Source organism: Micromonospora sp. CNZ303 (genome assembly GCF_004345505.1).
Map to the genome: position 1 here is coordinate 271,670 of NZ_SLVT01000002.1, position 14,566 is coordinate 286,235.

General features: G+C 73.7%; 14 protein-coding genes. 3 read left to right on the forward strand and 11 right to left on the reverse strand.

The window, feature by feature from the left end; all coding sequences use genetic code 11:
- Positions 1–87 precede the first annotated feature (87 nt).
- Positions 88–840 carry a carbonic anhydrase gene (locus EV374_RS04550; RefSeq protein ID WP_132231846.1) on the reverse strand — a complete coding sequence of 251 codons (753 nt, stop codon included), beginning with the start codon at positions 838–840 and terminating at the stop codon, positions 88–90.
- A 211-nt stretch (positions 841–1,051) separates the two neighbouring features.
- Between EV374_RS04550 and EV374_RS04555 the strand changes: the two genes are divergently transcribed.
- Positions 1,052–1,393 (forward strand): MarR family winged helix-turn-helix transcriptional regulator, encoded by a 342-nt coding sequence (locus EV374_RS04555; RefSeq protein WP_132231848.1) that lies wholly within the window; start codon positions 1,052–1,054, stop codon positions 1,391–1,393.
- 54 nt (positions 1,394–1,447) lie between these two features.
- The gene (gene mycP, locus EV374_RS04560) at positions 1,448–2,695 is read left to right on the forward strand and encodes a type VII secretion-associated serine protease mycosin (protein WP_486485582.1); all 1,248 of its coding nucleotides are present in this window, start codon (positions 1,448–1,450) and stop codon (positions 2,693–2,695) included.
- Positions 2,696–2,780: 85 nt separating this feature from the next.
- On the opposite strand, the gene EV374_RS32415 is transcribed toward mycP, so the two are convergent.
- The 10 genes from EV374_RS32415 to eccCa form a co-directional block, all read right to left on the reverse strand.
- Entirely contained in the window at positions 2,781–4,112 is a 1,332-nt protein-coding gene (locus tag EV374_RS32415; protein ID WP_165947713.1) for a hypothetical protein, read from the reverse strand.
- A gap of 16 nt (positions 4,113–4,128) precedes the next feature.
- Positions 4,129–4,689 (reverse strand): hypothetical protein, encoded by a 561-nt coding sequence (locus tag EV374_RS04570; protein WP_132231850.1) that lies wholly within the window; start codon positions 4,687–4,689, stop codon positions 4,129–4,131.
- Positions 4,690–4,722: 33 nt separating this feature from the next.
- Positions 4,723–6,276, reverse strand: a complete 1,554-nt coding sequence (locus EV374_RS32420; protein WP_165947714.1) for a S8 family serine peptidase — start codon at positions 6,274–6,276, stop codon at positions 4,723–4,725.
- 82 nt (positions 6,277–6,358) lie between these two features.
- The gene (locus tag EV374_RS04580) at positions 6,359–6,637 is read right to left on the reverse strand and encodes a WXG100 family type VII secretion target (protein WP_101413905.1); all 279 of its coding nucleotides are present in this window, start codon (positions 6,635–6,637) and stop codon (positions 6,359–6,361) included.
- Between the two features lie 28 nt (positions 6,638–6,665).
- Entirely contained in the window at positions 6,666–6,974 is a 309-nt protein-coding gene (locus EV374_RS04585) for a WXG100 family type VII secretion target (RefSeq protein ID WP_089002280.1), read from the reverse strand.
- Between the two features lie 169 nt (positions 6,975–7,143).
- Entirely contained in the window at positions 7,144–7,404 is a 261-nt protein-coding gene (locus EV374_RS04590; protein ID WP_132231852.1) for a hypothetical protein, read from the reverse strand.
- Positions 7,405–7,432: 28 nt separating this feature from the next.
- On the reverse strand, positions 7,433–8,161 hold the full coding sequence (locus EV374_RS04595) for a hypothetical protein (RefSeq protein ID WP_132231854.1): 729 nt from the start codon (positions 8,159–8,161) through the stop codon (positions 7,433–7,435).
- A gap of 31 nt (positions 8,162–8,192) precedes the next feature.
- Complete coding sequence (locus tag EV374_RS04600; protein ID WP_121396953.1) at positions 8,193–8,486, reverse strand: hypothetical protein; 294 nt, start codon at positions 8,484–8,486, stop codon at positions 8,193–8,195.
- 16 nt (positions 8,487–8,502) lie between these two features.
- Positions 8,503–8,925, reverse strand: coding sequence for a YbaB/EbfC family nucleoid-associated protein (locus EV374_RS04605; RefSeq protein WP_421457021.1), 423 nt, complete (start codon positions 8,923–8,925; stop codon positions 8,503–8,505).
- A 95-nt stretch (positions 8,926–9,020) separates the two neighbouring features.
- A complete protein-coding gene (eccCa, locus tag EV374_RS04610) occupies positions 9,021–12,983 on the reverse strand; it encodes a type VII secretion protein EccCa (protein WP_132231856.1) in 3,963 nt (1,320 codons plus the stop codon).
- Between the two features lie 168 nt (positions 12,984–13,151).
- On the opposite strand from eccCa, the gene eccD reads away from it, so the two are divergent.
- Complete coding sequence (eccD, locus tag EV374_RS04615) at positions 13,152–14,549, forward strand: type VII secretion integral membrane protein EccD (protein ID WP_132231858.1); 1,398 nt, start codon at positions 13,152–13,154, stop codon at positions 14,547–14,549.
- The last annotated feature ends 17 nt before the right edge of the window (positions 14,550–14,566 follow it).

Consider the following 14,566-nt stretch of genomic DNA (forward strand, 5'->3'; position numbering starts at 1 on the left):
CACGTACACAGAGGGCCGCCCCGCCGGACGCGGGAGCGGCCCTCTGTCGTCGTGCGGGCCCGCCACGACGGTGACGGGCGAACGGAGTCAGGCGAGCGCGGCGCTGGCCGCCGCCTCCGGCGCGTCGGCCGTACGGGCGGGCACCTCGGCCACCGTCCGCACCTCGCCGGCGGTCAGCCGGTACGACATGCCGACCACCCCGCAGCGGCCGGCGGCCACCTCCGCGGCGAGGACGGCGGAGCGGCCCAGCATCGCCTCGACGGTGTGCGCGATGTGGATGTCGACGATGCCGTCGATGTCGTGCACGCCCTCGGCGGCGGCCCGGCGCAGGCTGGGCACCACGGCGTCCACCACCGCGCACAGGTGCCCGACCGGCGGGGTGCCGGTGGCGTCCGCCGCACGCGCCGCCTGGACGGCCCCGCAGGAGTCGTGACCGAGCACCACCACCAGCGGCGTGCCCAGGACCGTGACGGCGTACTCCACGCTGCCCAGCACCTCGGGACCGATGGTGTGACCGGCGGTGCGGACCACGAAGAGGTCACCGAGCCCGCGGTCGAAGATGATCTCGGCGGCGAGCCGGGAGTCGGAGCAACCGACGATCACCGCGAAGGGGTGCTGCCCGTCGGCGACTGCGGCGCGGTGCCCGGCGTCCTGGTTGGGGTGGCGCGGGGCGCCGGTCACGAACCGCCGGTTGCCGGCGTGCAGCTCGGCGAGCGCCTGCTCGGGACTCGCGGGGACGGCGATCGCGGTGCCGACGTCGGCCGGGGCCCCGCCCGTGGCCGGCGCCGGGAGCGTCCGCTCCGGGCCCGGTTGGCTTCCTGGCGATCCGGGACGACTCATCCCACACCTCGCTACCTCACGTGAACGGCCTGGTCACCCGGGCCGACGCTGGACGCGGGCTGCCACCACCGTCACACGCACTGCAAGATACGTCAAGGGATGCGTGATATGCATTTCATATGTTCGGCGGCCCCGGCGCGGCGGTGCCGGGCCCTCCGCACGTCCGTCGGCCGCGAGGGCGCGCAGGAAAACACGAAGCAGGAGCCATACGATGGCGGGCATGGCGACGACAGGGGAGAACGGGAGCACCCGCAACTGGACCTTCCTCACCAACCACGGGCACGTGCTGCTCGCCATCGCCCGCAACCCCACCGCCCGGCTCCGCGACGTCGCCGACGAGGTGGGCGTCACCGAGCGGGCCGCGCAGGCGATCGTCGCCGACCTGGAGGCCGGCGGCTACCTGCACCGCACCCGGGTGGGCCGACGCAACGAGTACACGCTCAACCCCGCCGGGCGGTTCCGACACCCCGCCGAGGCGGACCGGCAGGTCGGCGCCCTCCTCGCCCTCTTCGCCGACGACCAGGACCCGGCCGAGGCCACCGAGCGTTCCTGACGAGGGGTCCGGGCGGCGGCACGCCGCTCCGGGCCCCGGCGGTAATCTCACCGCGTGCGCGAGAGTTTCCGACCGGGCGGGACCGGGCCGGCCCGCCGAGGCGGGCGCGGTGCCCGCGCGGTCCTCGGTGCAGCGGCCGCGGTCCTGCTCGGCACCGCCGTCGTCGCCCCGTCGCCCGCCTCGGCGGCGGTCCCCCGCTGCGGGCCCCCCGGCGTCGCCGCCCCCGCCGAGACGCCGTGGCCGCTGAGGAGACTCGAACCCTCGTCGGCCTGGCGGATCTCCCGGGGCGCCGGCGTCACGGTGGCGGTCATCGACTCCGGCGTCTCCGCCCTCCATCCCGCACTGAAGGGCCAGGTCAAGGCGGGCCGGGACTTCAACGGCCTGCCGCAGCAGCAGGGCCGTTGCGACCTCGCCGGCCACGGCACCATCGTCGGCGGCATCATCGCCGGGAAGGAGGGCACCGGCGCGTCGTTCAGCGGCATCGCGCCGCAGGCCAGGATCCTCCCGGTACGCGTCCTGCCCGACACCAGGACCACCGTCGACGAGGGGCTGCCGGGGCAGATCGCCGAGGCGATCCGGTGGTCGGTGCAGAACGGCGCCGACGTGATCAACCTGTCGCTGGTGACCCTGGACCGGCAGGATCTCGCCGACGCCGTCCGCTACGCCCTCGACGAGGGGGTGGTCGTGGTGGCCGCCGCCGGCAACCGCCAGGAGAACCAGCAGGACAGGCGCGCGTTCCCGGCCGCCTACCCGGGAGTGATCGCGGTCGCCGGGGTGGACGAGGAAGGCGGTCACGTGGGCAGCTCGGTCAGCGGGGACTACGTCGACCTCGCGGCACCCGGGCTGAACATCCTCGGCCCGGCCCCCGGGGGCGAGGGCTTCCTCGCCGAGCCGCAGGGCGGCACCAGCTTCGCCGCCGCGTACGTCTCGGGGGTGGCCGCGCTGGTCCGGGCCGCCCACCCCGACCTCGATCCGGAGCAGGTCGCCGACCGGCTGATCCGGACGGCCGACAGCCCGCCCGAGGGAAAGAACGCCGAGGTCGGCCACGGGGTGGTGAATCCGTACCGGGCGGTGGCGACCGTGCTCGGCACCCGTACCGACCCGCCGGCCGGCGCGATGCCGGCACCGCCCTCCACCGAGGACCCGCTCGCCTGGCAGGGCACCGTCGCGGTCTGGGCCGCCGCCGTCGGTGCGCTCGTCGCCGCGCTGCTGCTGTCCGTCAAGCCGATCCTGATCCGCGGGCGACGCCGGGGTTGGCGCCCGGGCCGCCGCCCGTCCGCGACGGACGCCACGACCGGCTGACGTCCTTCTCCCGCACCGCCCGATACCGCCCGACAACGTCGAGCGCCGCCCACCGGTGCGGTGGACGGCGCTCGGCGTGACTCCGTCAGCGCAGGATGCCCGGCGTACCGCCGCCGTCCGCGCCCCAGACGTCCTCGTCCTCCTCCAGCCAGGTGTTGCGAGGGGTCTCCTCCTCGCCGTAGCCGGCGCCCATGCCGGCCATGCCACCGACGCCCCGCGCGCCCGCACCGACGCCCTTGGCGCCCACGCCGGCGGCACCCGCGCGCCCGCCGCCACGGCCGGCCCCACCGGCCGCACCGCCCATCATCGGGCCCATGCCACCCGCACCGAGCTTGCCGCCGGCGCCGAGCTTGCCACCAGCGCCCCGGCCGCCACCGCGATTGGCGCCGGCCGCGCCGCCGCCCATCATCGGGCCCATGTTGGGGCTCACCGGCCGGCCGAGCGAGCCGCCGCCCGGGATGATGCCCCCGCCGCCCAGCCCGCCACCGCCACCGCCGCCGAGCCCGGTGGTGCCGGGCAGGCCGCCGCCGCCGCCACCGCCACCGCCGCCGAGGGCGGGAACCGTCGGGGCGCCGGCACCGGCCAGACCGCTGCCGTAGTCGTCGGCGAGGCTGCCCGTGCTCGGGTCGTAGCCACCGGTGGGGTCGTAACCACCGCTCGGGTCGTAGCCGCCGGTGCTCAGGCCGGGGTGCGCGGTGGAGCCGATCCCGGTGGTCCCGGTCTCGGGCACGCCGGCCCCGCTGAGCGACGGCATGCCGCCGCCCGGCATGCCACCGGTCGAGGGCATCCCGCCCATGCTGGGCGCACCGCCCATCGGGCCGGCACCCGGGCCACCGCCCAGGTTCGGGGTCTCCACGTTCGGCGACTGGGTCATGCCGGGCGTGGTCTGGCCGGGAGTGCCCGAGTCGATGGTCACGTATTCGCCGCTGACCTGGTTGTAGACCTTGGCCGCCTCGTCGGACTTGTCGTTGAGCCAGTCGGCGAGCGAGGTGAGCGGGTCGAGCAGCCCCAGGAAGTCGGGCTTGACCTTCATCTCGAAGAGGCCCGTGTCGATCACGATGCGGCCGTTGCGCGCCTCCAGCACGTCGTTGACGCAGCTCGCGGGGATCGGGAACTCGGCCTGCGCGGCGCTCAGCTTGTCGGCGGCGGTCTTCAGCGACTGGACGATGCCGTTGTGCTTCTCGGCGTCGTCGACGACCCGGCCCGTGTCCGTGGCGATCTGCTTGATGTGGGTCTTGAAGGACTCGTACGCCGGGCCCTTCCACACCTCACCGAGATCGGCGACGTTCGTCTCCAGGCTCTCCTTGACGGAGTTCAGGTTCTTCAGCAGCTGCTCCCAGCCCAGGGCAGCGCTGGTGACGTCGCCCGGCCTGCCCGCGACGACGATCTGCTGGCACATCTCTTCCCAGCTCGGCATCCTGTCACCCTCCCGATCAGCCGTTGGATCCGTTGGTGGCGGCTTGGCTGAAGGCGCGCTCCATCTCGGCGGCGGACATGGCGTTCGCCTTCTCCGCCGTCTCGTAGTTCTCCTTGACCTCGCGCAGCGCGTTGGCGGCCTGGTAGAGGTCCTCGGCGAGCTTGCGGACGCTCTGCTGGGTGGTGGTGAAGAGGCTGCCGTGCTTGCGGGCCAGGTCGCCCGCCCGGTCGAAGGCGCCGAGCGGGCTCGTCGCCCCGCCCCCCACGCCGTTCATGCCGCCCGACGCCGCCGCGCCGCCCATCCGGTCCTGGATCTCGACCATCGTGTACGACTGCTTGTTGAGAAACGAGGCGTGCGACTCCAACCACTCGATGGCCTTGTCCAGGCTGGACGCGTCCCACTCCGTGTTGTCGCCGCTCTCGCCCGACCCCGGCACCAGGCCGGAGGGGGTCTGCGCCCGGTTGACGTTGTCCATCGTGATGCCGCTGACGTGCACGGTGGGTGCCAGCGGGGTGATGGGCATGTATGGGGTGTCCACCCGGATCTCCTCCGGCTGGTCCGTCCTGTCGTCCGTCATCGGTTCCTCCCCGTCGCCGACTGACAATGTGGCTTACTGCTGGTGTCCGCCGGGGGTCGGCGGAGGTGGTGCCGGCGGCGCACCGTACGGGTGGGTTCCGCCGGTGGGCGTCGGGCCGTACCCGGGCGGGGGTCCCGCCTGGGGCGGTGCGGGCGTGCCCGGTGCCCCGCCGGGCGGCGGATAGCCGGGCGCGCCGAACTGCGGGTTGCCGTGCGACCCTGACGGGGCGCCGCCGGACGGCGGGTGGCCGGGGTGCGGCGGGTACCCGGGCGGACCGGCCTGCGGGCCGGGCGGCGGATAGCCCGGCGGCGGATAGCCGGGCGGGCCGCCGGGCGGCGGGTATCCGGGCGGGCCGCCGGGCGGCGGGTAGCCAGGCGGGCCGGGCCGGGCGACGGCCGCCTTTCGGCGGGACCGGCGCACCAGCACGATCACGAGGATCAGCAACGCGACGGGCACGAGCAGGCAGAGCGCCCCCTGCACCAGCGCACCGGTGTCCTTCTTCATGCTGATCGACACCGCCGGCCCGTCGTCCTTCTGCGGCGTGGCCGCGCCCGCGGACGGGGCGGCGCCGTCCGGGGCGCCGGCGAGCAGCGGGTGCGCGTCGACCGCCGGCACCGATCGCGTCAGCGCGGCGATCGGGTCGACCGCGCCGAAGCCGTGCTGGCTGTCGCGGCCGGCCGGGCCCAGGTCGCGGGCGGTGCGGATCAGCCGGTTCACCACGTTGGCCGCGTCGAGGTCCGGGTACTTGGCGCGGACCAGCGCCGCCACCCCGGAGGTGATGGCGGCGGCGTCGCTCGTGCCGCTGCCGATGCCGTAGCCGTTGGACGACACGGACGCGGACCGGGGAGAGATGATCTCCTGCATCGGCGCGGCGAGCACGGCCTCCCGACCGGTGGCGCTCTGCGCGAAGAACTCGCCGTTCTTCGCCAGCCCGGTCACCGCGATGACGCCGGGGATGTTGGCGGGGCTGGTGACGACGCGGTCGTTCTGCAGCCGGTTGCCGGCCGAGGCGATCAGCACGACGTCCTTGTCCAGGGCGTAGCGGACGGCGGCGATCTCGTCGGGGGTCGCCGCCGTGCCCGTCCCGACGGACATGTTGATCACGTCGGCGCCGGCGTCGGCCGCCCAGCGGATGCCCTTCGAGAGGTCTGCCGAATCGAAGGAGTCACCCATCGCGACGGGCAGGATCTTCGCCTCCGGGGCGATGCCCAGGTGCCGCATCGCGCCACCGCCCCGGGACGCGATGATCCCGGCCATCGCCGAACCGTGGGCCTTCCTGGCGTCGTCGCGCCGACCGTCGGCCGCCGTCCCGGAACCGATGCCCTTGCCCGGCAGGACCTGACCGCGCAGGTCCGGCAGGTTGGGGTTGACCCCGGTGTCGATGACCGCGACGGTCACGCCCCTGCCCTTGGTGAGCTTGTGGGCCTGCGGGATCTTCAGGGTGTCGAGGTACCACTGGAGGCCGCGCACCGTGTCGGCGCGGGCCGGGGCCGGCGCGGCCAGTGGACCGGAACCGGCGCCGACGACCACCGCCAGCGCCGCGACGGCCAGCCGGAGCTTGGACCGCGAAGGCTTGCCCGCACGCATGATTCTCCCAGGACCTATCGACGCACAACGCGACGCGGCTCCGGCCCGGTCGAACCGGACCGGAGCCGCGTCGGCGACTGTGTCAGTTCCACGCCTTGGCGTTGCTCATCTCGGTGCTGACGTAGTTCTCGCGGGCGATGCCCACGGCGCCACCGATGTCGTTCAGGATCTTGTTGATGTCCCGGACGGCGGCGTCCCACTGCGCCTGGTGCTGCTCGTAGGCGGCACGGTCCTCGCCGTCCCACTGGAGCTTCGACAGCATCGAACGCAGCGTGTCCAGCTTCTCGTCGATGGTCTTCGAGATGGCCATCATCTGCTGGTTGCTGCTCTCGAGGACCGCGTAGTCGACCTTGATGCTCATGAGTTCCTCCTCTGCTCGGCTCGGCGGATCACGGGTTGAGTGCAGAGTGGAACTTGTCCAGCATCTGCTGCTGCTCTTCGTCGTTGACCTGGTGCGTCGTACCCGACTTGTCGAGCAGGTCGGCGATGTTGTCCATCGCCGTCAGCAGCTTGCCCGTGTCCTCGTTCCAGCGCTGCATGAGCGACTGGAAGCCGGTGGACGCCTGCCCCTTCCAGGCGATGGCCAGGTCGTCGACCACGTTCCACAGCTTCTTCAGCTCGCCGTCGACATCGCTGCGCGTGGAGCGCACGTCACCCGCGGCGGTATGCAGAGTCGCTGCTTCGACCTCGAACGCCATGCTTCACACCCTTCCGTCTTCTTGTGGCGGCGCAGTCGCCGCGTCCTCCCCCGCCGCAAGGCAATCACCCCACCGACGGACACTCAGTCAAGACCGTAGCGGACGGTGTCCATGCCTCGCAGCCCTGCCCCGAGTGGTCGCCCGACCGCCGCCGGAGCGGCCCTCGCACCTATGCGGAGCGGGAGTACGAGCGCACATGCAGCACCACCCCGACCACGAAGATCAGGGCGAGCATCGACACGAGCACCCACTGCACCGCGTCGTCGGCGAGGGTGCCGAGGGCCACCGCGAATGCCGCCACCCCGCTGAGCAGGACGAGTTCCATCGCCCTGCGGGCCAGGCGCGACCGGGTGAGCTGCGCGACGAGCCCCAGGACGATGAAGACCGGGATGGTCACCAGCGCGTACCCGAACAACATGCTCTGCCACACGGTGGCACCCACCTCTCGGCCCGGCCGCTCAGGCCCGGTAGAAGCCCGGGTCCTGCACCCAGTCGATCTGGATGTCCTGGATGTCGGGGTCGGCGTCGCCGGTCGCCCAGCCCGGACGGGAGTCCGAGACGAAGTTGTACTGACTGTTACCGCGGAACGCCGACGCCACCGTGGAGAACAGCGCGCCGATGTCCGTGAAGATGAGCCCGAGGATCGCCGCGGTGGCGGTGAGGCCGGCCACCCCGATCGCCTGCGCCAGCGGCGCGGTCGCGGGGAACGCCTGGAGGGCCACGGCCGCGATGACCGCGATGAGGATCGGCACCAGCGCGCCGACCAGGGCGTCGATCGAGGCGTTGAAGTGGTCGCGGACGGCGGTCAGCGCGTCCTTGTTAGCGTTGAGCGCCTCCGCGAGCGCCCCGATCTCGGCGTTCAGCTTCTGCACGAAGGCGTCGAACGCGTCCCGGTCGTCGAAGTCCCACTCCTCGCTGGACGGGATCACGCTCTCCAGCGCCGCGCCGAACTGGTCGCCGCCCAGGAAGCGGGCCGCGTCGCCCCACTCCTTGATGGACTGGTTGACCTCGTCGTTGTCGAACGTCTCGAGGTGGATGATGGCGGCGGTCAGGAAGGCGGCGCCGACCAGCCACACCCAGTTGGCCCGGGCCGCCCCGGCCAGCGAGCGGACCGGCGCGGTCTGCGCGGCGACGCTGTGCGTCCCCACCACCGAGCCCGAGGAATTCGCGATCAGGATCTCCGGCATCGAGCCCTCCCTGCGTCCCGCACCCGCGAGGTCACTTGACCACCCAGGGCTGGTCCGACTTCTCCCAGTTGAGCGCGCTCTGTTCGAGGTTGGCGGCGGCCCGCTCCAGGTGCTCGACGCCGGTGCGCAGGTTGTCGAGGTGACCGTCGACGGCATCGTTGTGCGCGCTGACGGCGGACAGGCCGAGCAGCGTCATGGACATGCCCGACAGCTTGACGCCCTCCAGTGCCCGCTGCGCGTTGCGCAGGTAGGCCATCGGGCCGTCGGCGGCCGCGAGCTTCTGCCCGGCCTTGCGGATGGCGTCGACGTCGACGACGTTGGCCACGGGACCTCTCCTCTCGTCAGCCGCGCAGCCGGCGCAGCGGGTCGTTGAGATCCACCCCGAACTGCTGGAACCACTCCTCGGGGGTGACCTTGCCCGCCTCGGCCCGCCGGACCAGGTCGGCACCGCCGAGCATCTCCTCCAGCAGCTCGCGCTGGCGCTCGGCGTGCGCCTCGTAGGCGGCGTCGATGGCGGCCTGGAGCGACTCGGCCAGGCTGAAGCTGTCCAGCCGCATCGCCCGGGCGTCGATCTGGATGTCGCCGACCTTCATGTCGCCGTCGACGGTGACCTGGACCAGGCCGTCCGGGCTCTCCCCGACGACCCGCAGCTCGGCGCGCTGCCGCTGGAAGTCCGCGAGCCGGCGCTGCTGCTCCTGCGCCTGACGCAGGATGCCCTCCAGACCGGCCCCGCCCATGCCGCCGGGCGTCCACGATGTGCTCACAACGGTCCTCTCGTCGGCTGCGACGCTCGTGCCGCAGGTTACCGGATGCCGTCACACCCGGGCGGTCCCGCCGACCGCCGCGTCGGTGGGCAGCCTCAGGCCGGCTCCGACCAGGCCGTCTGGATGAGCTGCTGGCCGTCGCGGCGGCGCACCAGGGTCCCCCGGCCGGGCGGCTGCGGGCTCGGCCGCAGCGTGCCGAAGACCGCGCCCTCCTCCCGGTTGCCGGACATCAGCAGGCCGGGCTGGTCCAGCTCGCGCAGGCGTTGCAGGACCGGCTCGTAGAGCGCCCGGGCCACGCCACCCACCCGCCGGGTGACGATCAGGTGCAGGCCGATGTCGCGGGCCTGGGGCAGCAGCTCGTGCAGGGCGCTGAGCGGGTTGCTCCCACCCGAGGCGACCAGGTCGTAGTCGTCGACCAGGATGTAGAGGTCCGGCCCCTTCCACCAGCTGCGGTCGCGTAGTTGCGCGGTGGTGACGTCCGGGCCGGGCAGACGGTTGGACAGCGCGCTGCGGATCGAGGCGAGCCCCTGCGCGAACACCTGGTTCGACGGCGCGTAGTCGAGCAGGTGGTCCCCCTCGACCGCGCCGAGCAGCCCGCGCCGGTAGTCGGCGATGACCAGCCGGGCCTGCGCCGGCGTGTACCGCTCCGTGATGCCCCGCGCGATCAGCCGCAGCAGGTTGGTCTTGCCGCACTCGGCGTCGCCGAAGACCGTCAGGTGCGGCTCGTTGGCGAGGTCGAGGTAGACCGGGGCCAGCGCCGACTCGTTGACGCCGATCGGCAGGCCCGGCGCCGAGCGGTCCACGACCCGGGCCAGCTCGCTGAGGGGCAGCCGGCGCGGCAGCAGCCGTACCTTCGGCGCCGGCTGGCCCTTCCAGGCCTCCGCGACGTGCCGGGACAGGGCGATGGACGCCTCGGTCAGGTCGTCGATGTCGCGCCGGCCGTCGATCCGGGAGATGGCGGTCAGGAAGTGCAGCTTGTCGCGGGTCAGACCGCGGCCGGGCGAGCCGGTCGGAACGTTCGCCGCCGCCCGCCGGTCGATCTCCGACTCGTTGGCGTCACCGAGACGCAGCTCCAGCTTCGTGCCGAGCAGGTCCCGCATGTTGATCCGGATCTCCGCCCACCGCACGGCGGTCAGCACCACGTGCACACCGAAGCCCAGGCCACGGTTGGCCAGGGTGGTGATCGTCTGCTCCAGCTCCTCGTACTCCTGGCGCAGGGTGTTCCAGCCGTCGACGACGAGGAAGACGTCGCCGAACGGGTCGTCGGCGAACTCCCCGGCCGCCCGGCGCCGGCGGTAGCTCGCCACCGAGTCGATGCCGTGCTGGGCGAACCGGTTCTCCCGCTCGTCCAGGACGGCCACCACCTCGGCCACCGTACGGCGTACCGCCTCGGTGTCCCGCCGCCCGGCCACGCCGGCCGTGTGCGGCAGCCCGTCCAGGCTGCGCAGCGCGCCGCCGCCGAAGTCGAGGCAGAAGAACTGCACCTCGCGCGGCGTGTGGGTGAGCGCGAGCGAGGCGAGCATGGAGCGCAGCATCGTGCTCTTGCCGCTGAGCGAGGCGCCGACGATCACCACGTTGCCGCCCGCGCCGGCCAGGTCCACGAGCATCGGGTCACGGCGCTGCTCGTACGGCCGGTCCACGATGCCCACCGGTGCGGCCAGCCGCCCGCGACCACGCCACGAGGCGGTGCAGAGGCCGTACCTCGGGTCGACGCTCAGCGGCGGCAGCAGCTCGCCCAGGCCCGGCGGCTCCGCCAGCGGCGGCAGCCAGACCTGGTGCGCCGGGCGGCCCCGCCCCTTCAGCCGGTCGATCAGCACGTCCAGCATCGCCACGGCCTTGCCGTCGGCGGGCTGCTCCGGCTCGGGCGCGTCCGGCACCGGCAGGGTCGGGTTCTGCACCGGCACGAAGTCCACCCCGTACCGGACGATCCGGCGCTGCACCAGCGCCCGCGACGACGCGGCGGCCTGCCCCGGGGCCCGGTACGGCCCGGACACGTACGCGGCCCGGAACCGCAGCATGGTGCTGGTGTCGGTCTTCAGGTAGCCGTGGCCGGGGGCGTTGGGCAGCTCGTACGCGTCGGGCACGCCGAGCACGATGCGGCTCTCCACCGCCGAGAAGGTACGCAGACCGATCCGGTACGACAGGTGGGTGTCGAGGCCGCGCAGCTTGCCCTCCTCCAGCCGCTGGCTGGCCAGCAGCAGGTGCACGCCGAGCGACCGGCCCAGCCGGCCGATCATCACGAAGAGGTCGATGAAGTCGGGCTTCGCGGCGAGCAGCTCGCTGAACTCGTCGCAGATGATGAGCAGGCTGGGCATCGGGTCCAGCGGCTCGCCGGCCGCGCGGGCCTTCTCGTAGTCGTAGCGCGAGACGTAGTTGCCGGCGGCCCGCAGCACCTCCTGGCGGCGGGTCATCTCGCCGGCCAGCGCGTCCTTCATGCGGTCGACCAGCGGGAGTTCGTCGGCCAGGTTGGTGATCACGGCGCTGGTGTGCGGCAGCGCGTCCAGGGAGGCGAAGGTGGCGCCGCCCTTGAAGTCGACCAGGACGAAGTTGAGCTCCTCGGAGGAGTGCGTCACCGCCAGCGCGCCGACGATCGTACGCAGCAGCTCGCTCTTGCCGGAGCCGGTCGCGCCGATGATTAGGCCGTGCGGGCCCATGCCCTCGTGCGCGGACTCCTTGAAGTCCAGCTCGACCACGTTGCCGTCCGGCCCGACGCCGAGCGGGATGCGCAGCCGGTCGCGGTGGCTGCGCGGGCGCCAGGTCTGCTGCACGTCGACCGCGGCGGCGTCGCCGACGCCGAGCAGGTCCGGCAGCTCCATGCTCTTCGCCAGCGGCTCCTCGGACGTGGTCTGCTGCTGGGAGAGCCGGAAGGGGGCGATCTGCCGGGCCAACCCCTCGGCGGCGGACTCGGTGAGCCGGTCCGGCCGGCCGAGCCGCGACGAGGAGGTGCCGCGGACCAGTTCGAGGGAGCTGCCGTCGCCCACGTCGAGGCAGAGCAGCCAGCGCCCGGCGTCCCGGGGCACGGTGCCGGAGAGGTCGATCACGGTCGCGCCGAGCAGCCCCGGCCCCATGAGCTGGCAGGCCGCCGAGACCTCGCCGCCGTCGACGACCACCACGAGGTGCGCCGCGCTGGTCAGCGGCTTCGCCTCCGGCGCGAACCGGGGCCGGCCGGCCAGCTCGCCGGCGAGCGCCTCCTCAGCCTCGGCGAGGCTCGCGAAGACCATCCGGCGGGCGCCCGCCGCGTCGGTCCGGGCGCTGTGGTGGTTGTGCGGCAGCCACTTCACCCAGTCCCAGGACGGCTGCCGGTCGGGCGCGGCGACGATCGCGACGACCATGTCGTCCGGGGCGTGGAAGGTGGCGAGCTGGCCGAGCGCGGCCCGCGTCAGGTCGAGCACCGGCTCCCGGTCGCCGCGCAGCACCACCCGGCTGAACGCCCGTACGGAGAGCGCGGTCGGCAGGTCCGGCACGCTCGAGTGGGCGCGGACGAAGCGCCGCAGCGCGATGGCGCTCATCGGCTCCAGGTCCTCGACCGGCTTGGTCTCCGGCGGGACGATCTCCACGGCCAGGCGCTGCGGGCCGGTGGCGATCCGGGTCTCGCCGAAGTCGTCCTCGGTGATCCGCCGCTCCCACAGCCGCCGCGAGGCGGCGATCGACCAGAGCGCGTCGGGCTCCGGGTGCCGCCAGGCCATCGCCGCCCGCTGCTGCTCGGCGGCGCGCCGGGTGCGCTTGCGCATCTGGGCCAGGTAGCGCATGTAGTCGCGCCGGTCGGCGTTGAGCTCGGCCTTGTCGTTGTTGCCGTTGCTCAGCGACCCGATCGCCATGCCCAGCATCGAGACACCGAAGAGGCCACCGGCGATGTAGGTCATCGTGCCGCCGCCCCGGCCGGCGTAGAGGAACGCCATGGCGCCCACGCCGCAGACCATCGGCAGGATCATCAGCAGCTGCCCCATCCCGCGCGGGGTGGGCTCGGGCAGCTCCGGAGGCGACTCCAGCAGCACCTCGCCTCGCGGCAGCGCAGGCCCCGGCTGACGCGGGAGCCGGCGGAACACCACCGTGCTCACGGCTGTCTCCTCCCCAGAAGCGGCCCTGATGAAGTTCGGCGAGCGACCGGAGTCGTCGGGTGGGCATCGTACGTGCCCGCCATCGTAGGTAATCTCCCGTGGGCGTCAGGAACCCGTGCGTCGGCGCCGCCGGCCAGGGGTGATCGTAGAGAGCGCGAGGAGGCCACTGTGGCGACGAAGACGGCGACCGGCGGCCTGAGCCGGATCACCATCGTGGCGCCCCGCACCCGGATGGACCTCGCGCTGCCGTCGGACGTACCGCTCGCCGACCTGCTGCCGACCCTGCTCCGTTACGCGGGTGAGGACCTGGCCGACGAGGGGGTGCGGCACGGCGGCTGGAGCCTGGCCCGGCTGGGCGGCCAGCCGCTGGACGGCGGCCGGACCGCCACGCAGCTCGGCGTCCGCGACGGCGAGGTGCTCTACTTCAACCCCCGGTCGGCCACCGCGCCGGAGATCGTCTTCGACGACGTGGTCGACGCCGTGGCCACCGCCACCAACCAGCGCCCGGGCGCCTGGCAGGTCGGCACCACCCGTTCCTTCGCGGTGCTCTTCGCCGCCGCGGCGCTCGGCGCCGGCGCGCTGGCGGCGCTGTTCACCGGGCCGCCGCACCTGCCGGGTGCGCTGGCCGCGCTGGTCGTCGCGGTCGCCCTGGTGGTCTCCGCGGCCGTGTTGTCCCGGGCCGCCGCCGACAGCGCGACCGGGTCGGTGCTGGGGGTCGTCGGCCTGGCGTACGCGGGCGTCGGCGGCCTGCTGGTGCTCGCCGGCGACCGCCCGCTGACCGGGCTGGGCGCCCCGCACGTGCTCCTCGGCGCCACGGCGGTGGTGCTCTGCGCGGCGGTGGCCGCGCTGGCCGTCGGCGACCGGCTTCCGCTCTTCTTCGGCGCGGTCGCGGTCGGCGCGGGCGCCGGCCTCGGGGCGGTGGTCAGCCTGGCCTTCGACACCGACGCGCCGGCCGCGGCGGCCGTCGTCGCCGCGGTCGCGTTCGGCGCGGTGCCGGCGCTGCCGATGGCGGCGTACCGGCTGGCCCGGCTGCCGGTGCCGTCCATCCCGACCGGCCCCGACGACCTGAAGAGCGACACCGAGTCGGTGGACGGCCGGCAGGTCCTCCAGCTCAGCGAGCGGGCCGACGGGTTCCTGACGGGCCTGCTCTGGACGGTGTCGCTGCTGGTGCTCGGCGCCCAGGTCGTGCTCGCGCTGCACGGCAGCCTGCCGGCGGTGCTGCTCTGCCTCGTGCTGGCCCTGCTGTCGCTGCTGCGGGCCCGGCCGTTCCTGGGCCGCGCCCAGCGCACCCCGGTGCTCTTCGCCGGCACGGCCGGGCTCGGCCTGACCGCCGCCGCCACGTTCGGCAACGGCTCGACGGCGGTACGCCTCGGCCTGATCCTCGGCGGCCTGGTGCTCGCGGCCGTGGTGAGCCTGATCTACGGGCTCACCGTGGCCGGCAAGCGGATCTCCCCGGTCTGGGGCCGGCTGCTCGACATCGTGGAGATCATGCTGATCATCGCGCTGGTCCCGCTGGCCTTCTGGGTCGTCGGCCTCTACGGCTGGATCGTCAACCTGCGGCCCTGACCCGCGCTCGGCGTCCC

Coding starts and splice junctions, on each gene's coding strand:
- EV374_RS04550 (WP_132231846.1), bottom strand. CDS start 840: ATGAGTCGTCCCGGATCGCCAGGAAGCCAACCGGGCCCGGAGCGGACG.
- EV374_RS04555 (WP_132231848.1), top strand. CDS start 1,052: ATGGCGGGCATGGCGACGACAGGGGAGAACGGGAGCACCCGCAACTGG.
- EV374_RS32415 (WP_165947713.1), bottom strand. CDS start 4,112: ATGCCGAGCTGGGAAGAGATGTGCCAGCAGATCGTCGTCGCGGGCAGG.
- EV374_RS04570 (WP_132231850.1), bottom strand. CDS start 4,689: ATGACGGACGACAGGACGGACCAGCCGGAGGAGATCCGGGTGGACACC.
- EV374_RS32420 (WP_165947714.1), bottom strand. CDS start 6,276: ATGCGTGCGGGCAAGCCTTCGCGGTCCAAGCTCCGGCTGGCCGTCGCG.
- EV374_RS04580 (WP_101413905.1), bottom strand. CDS start 6,637: ATGAGCATCAAGGTCGACTACGCGGTCCTCGAGAGCAGCAACCAGCAG.
- EV374_RS04585 (WP_089002280.1), bottom strand. CDS start 6,974: ATGGCGTTCGAGGTCGAAGCAGCGACTCTGCATACCGCCGCGGGTGAC.
- EV374_RS04595 (WP_132231854.1), bottom strand. CDS start 8,161: ATGCCGGAGATCCTGATCGCGAATTCCTCGGGCTCGGTGGTGGGGACG.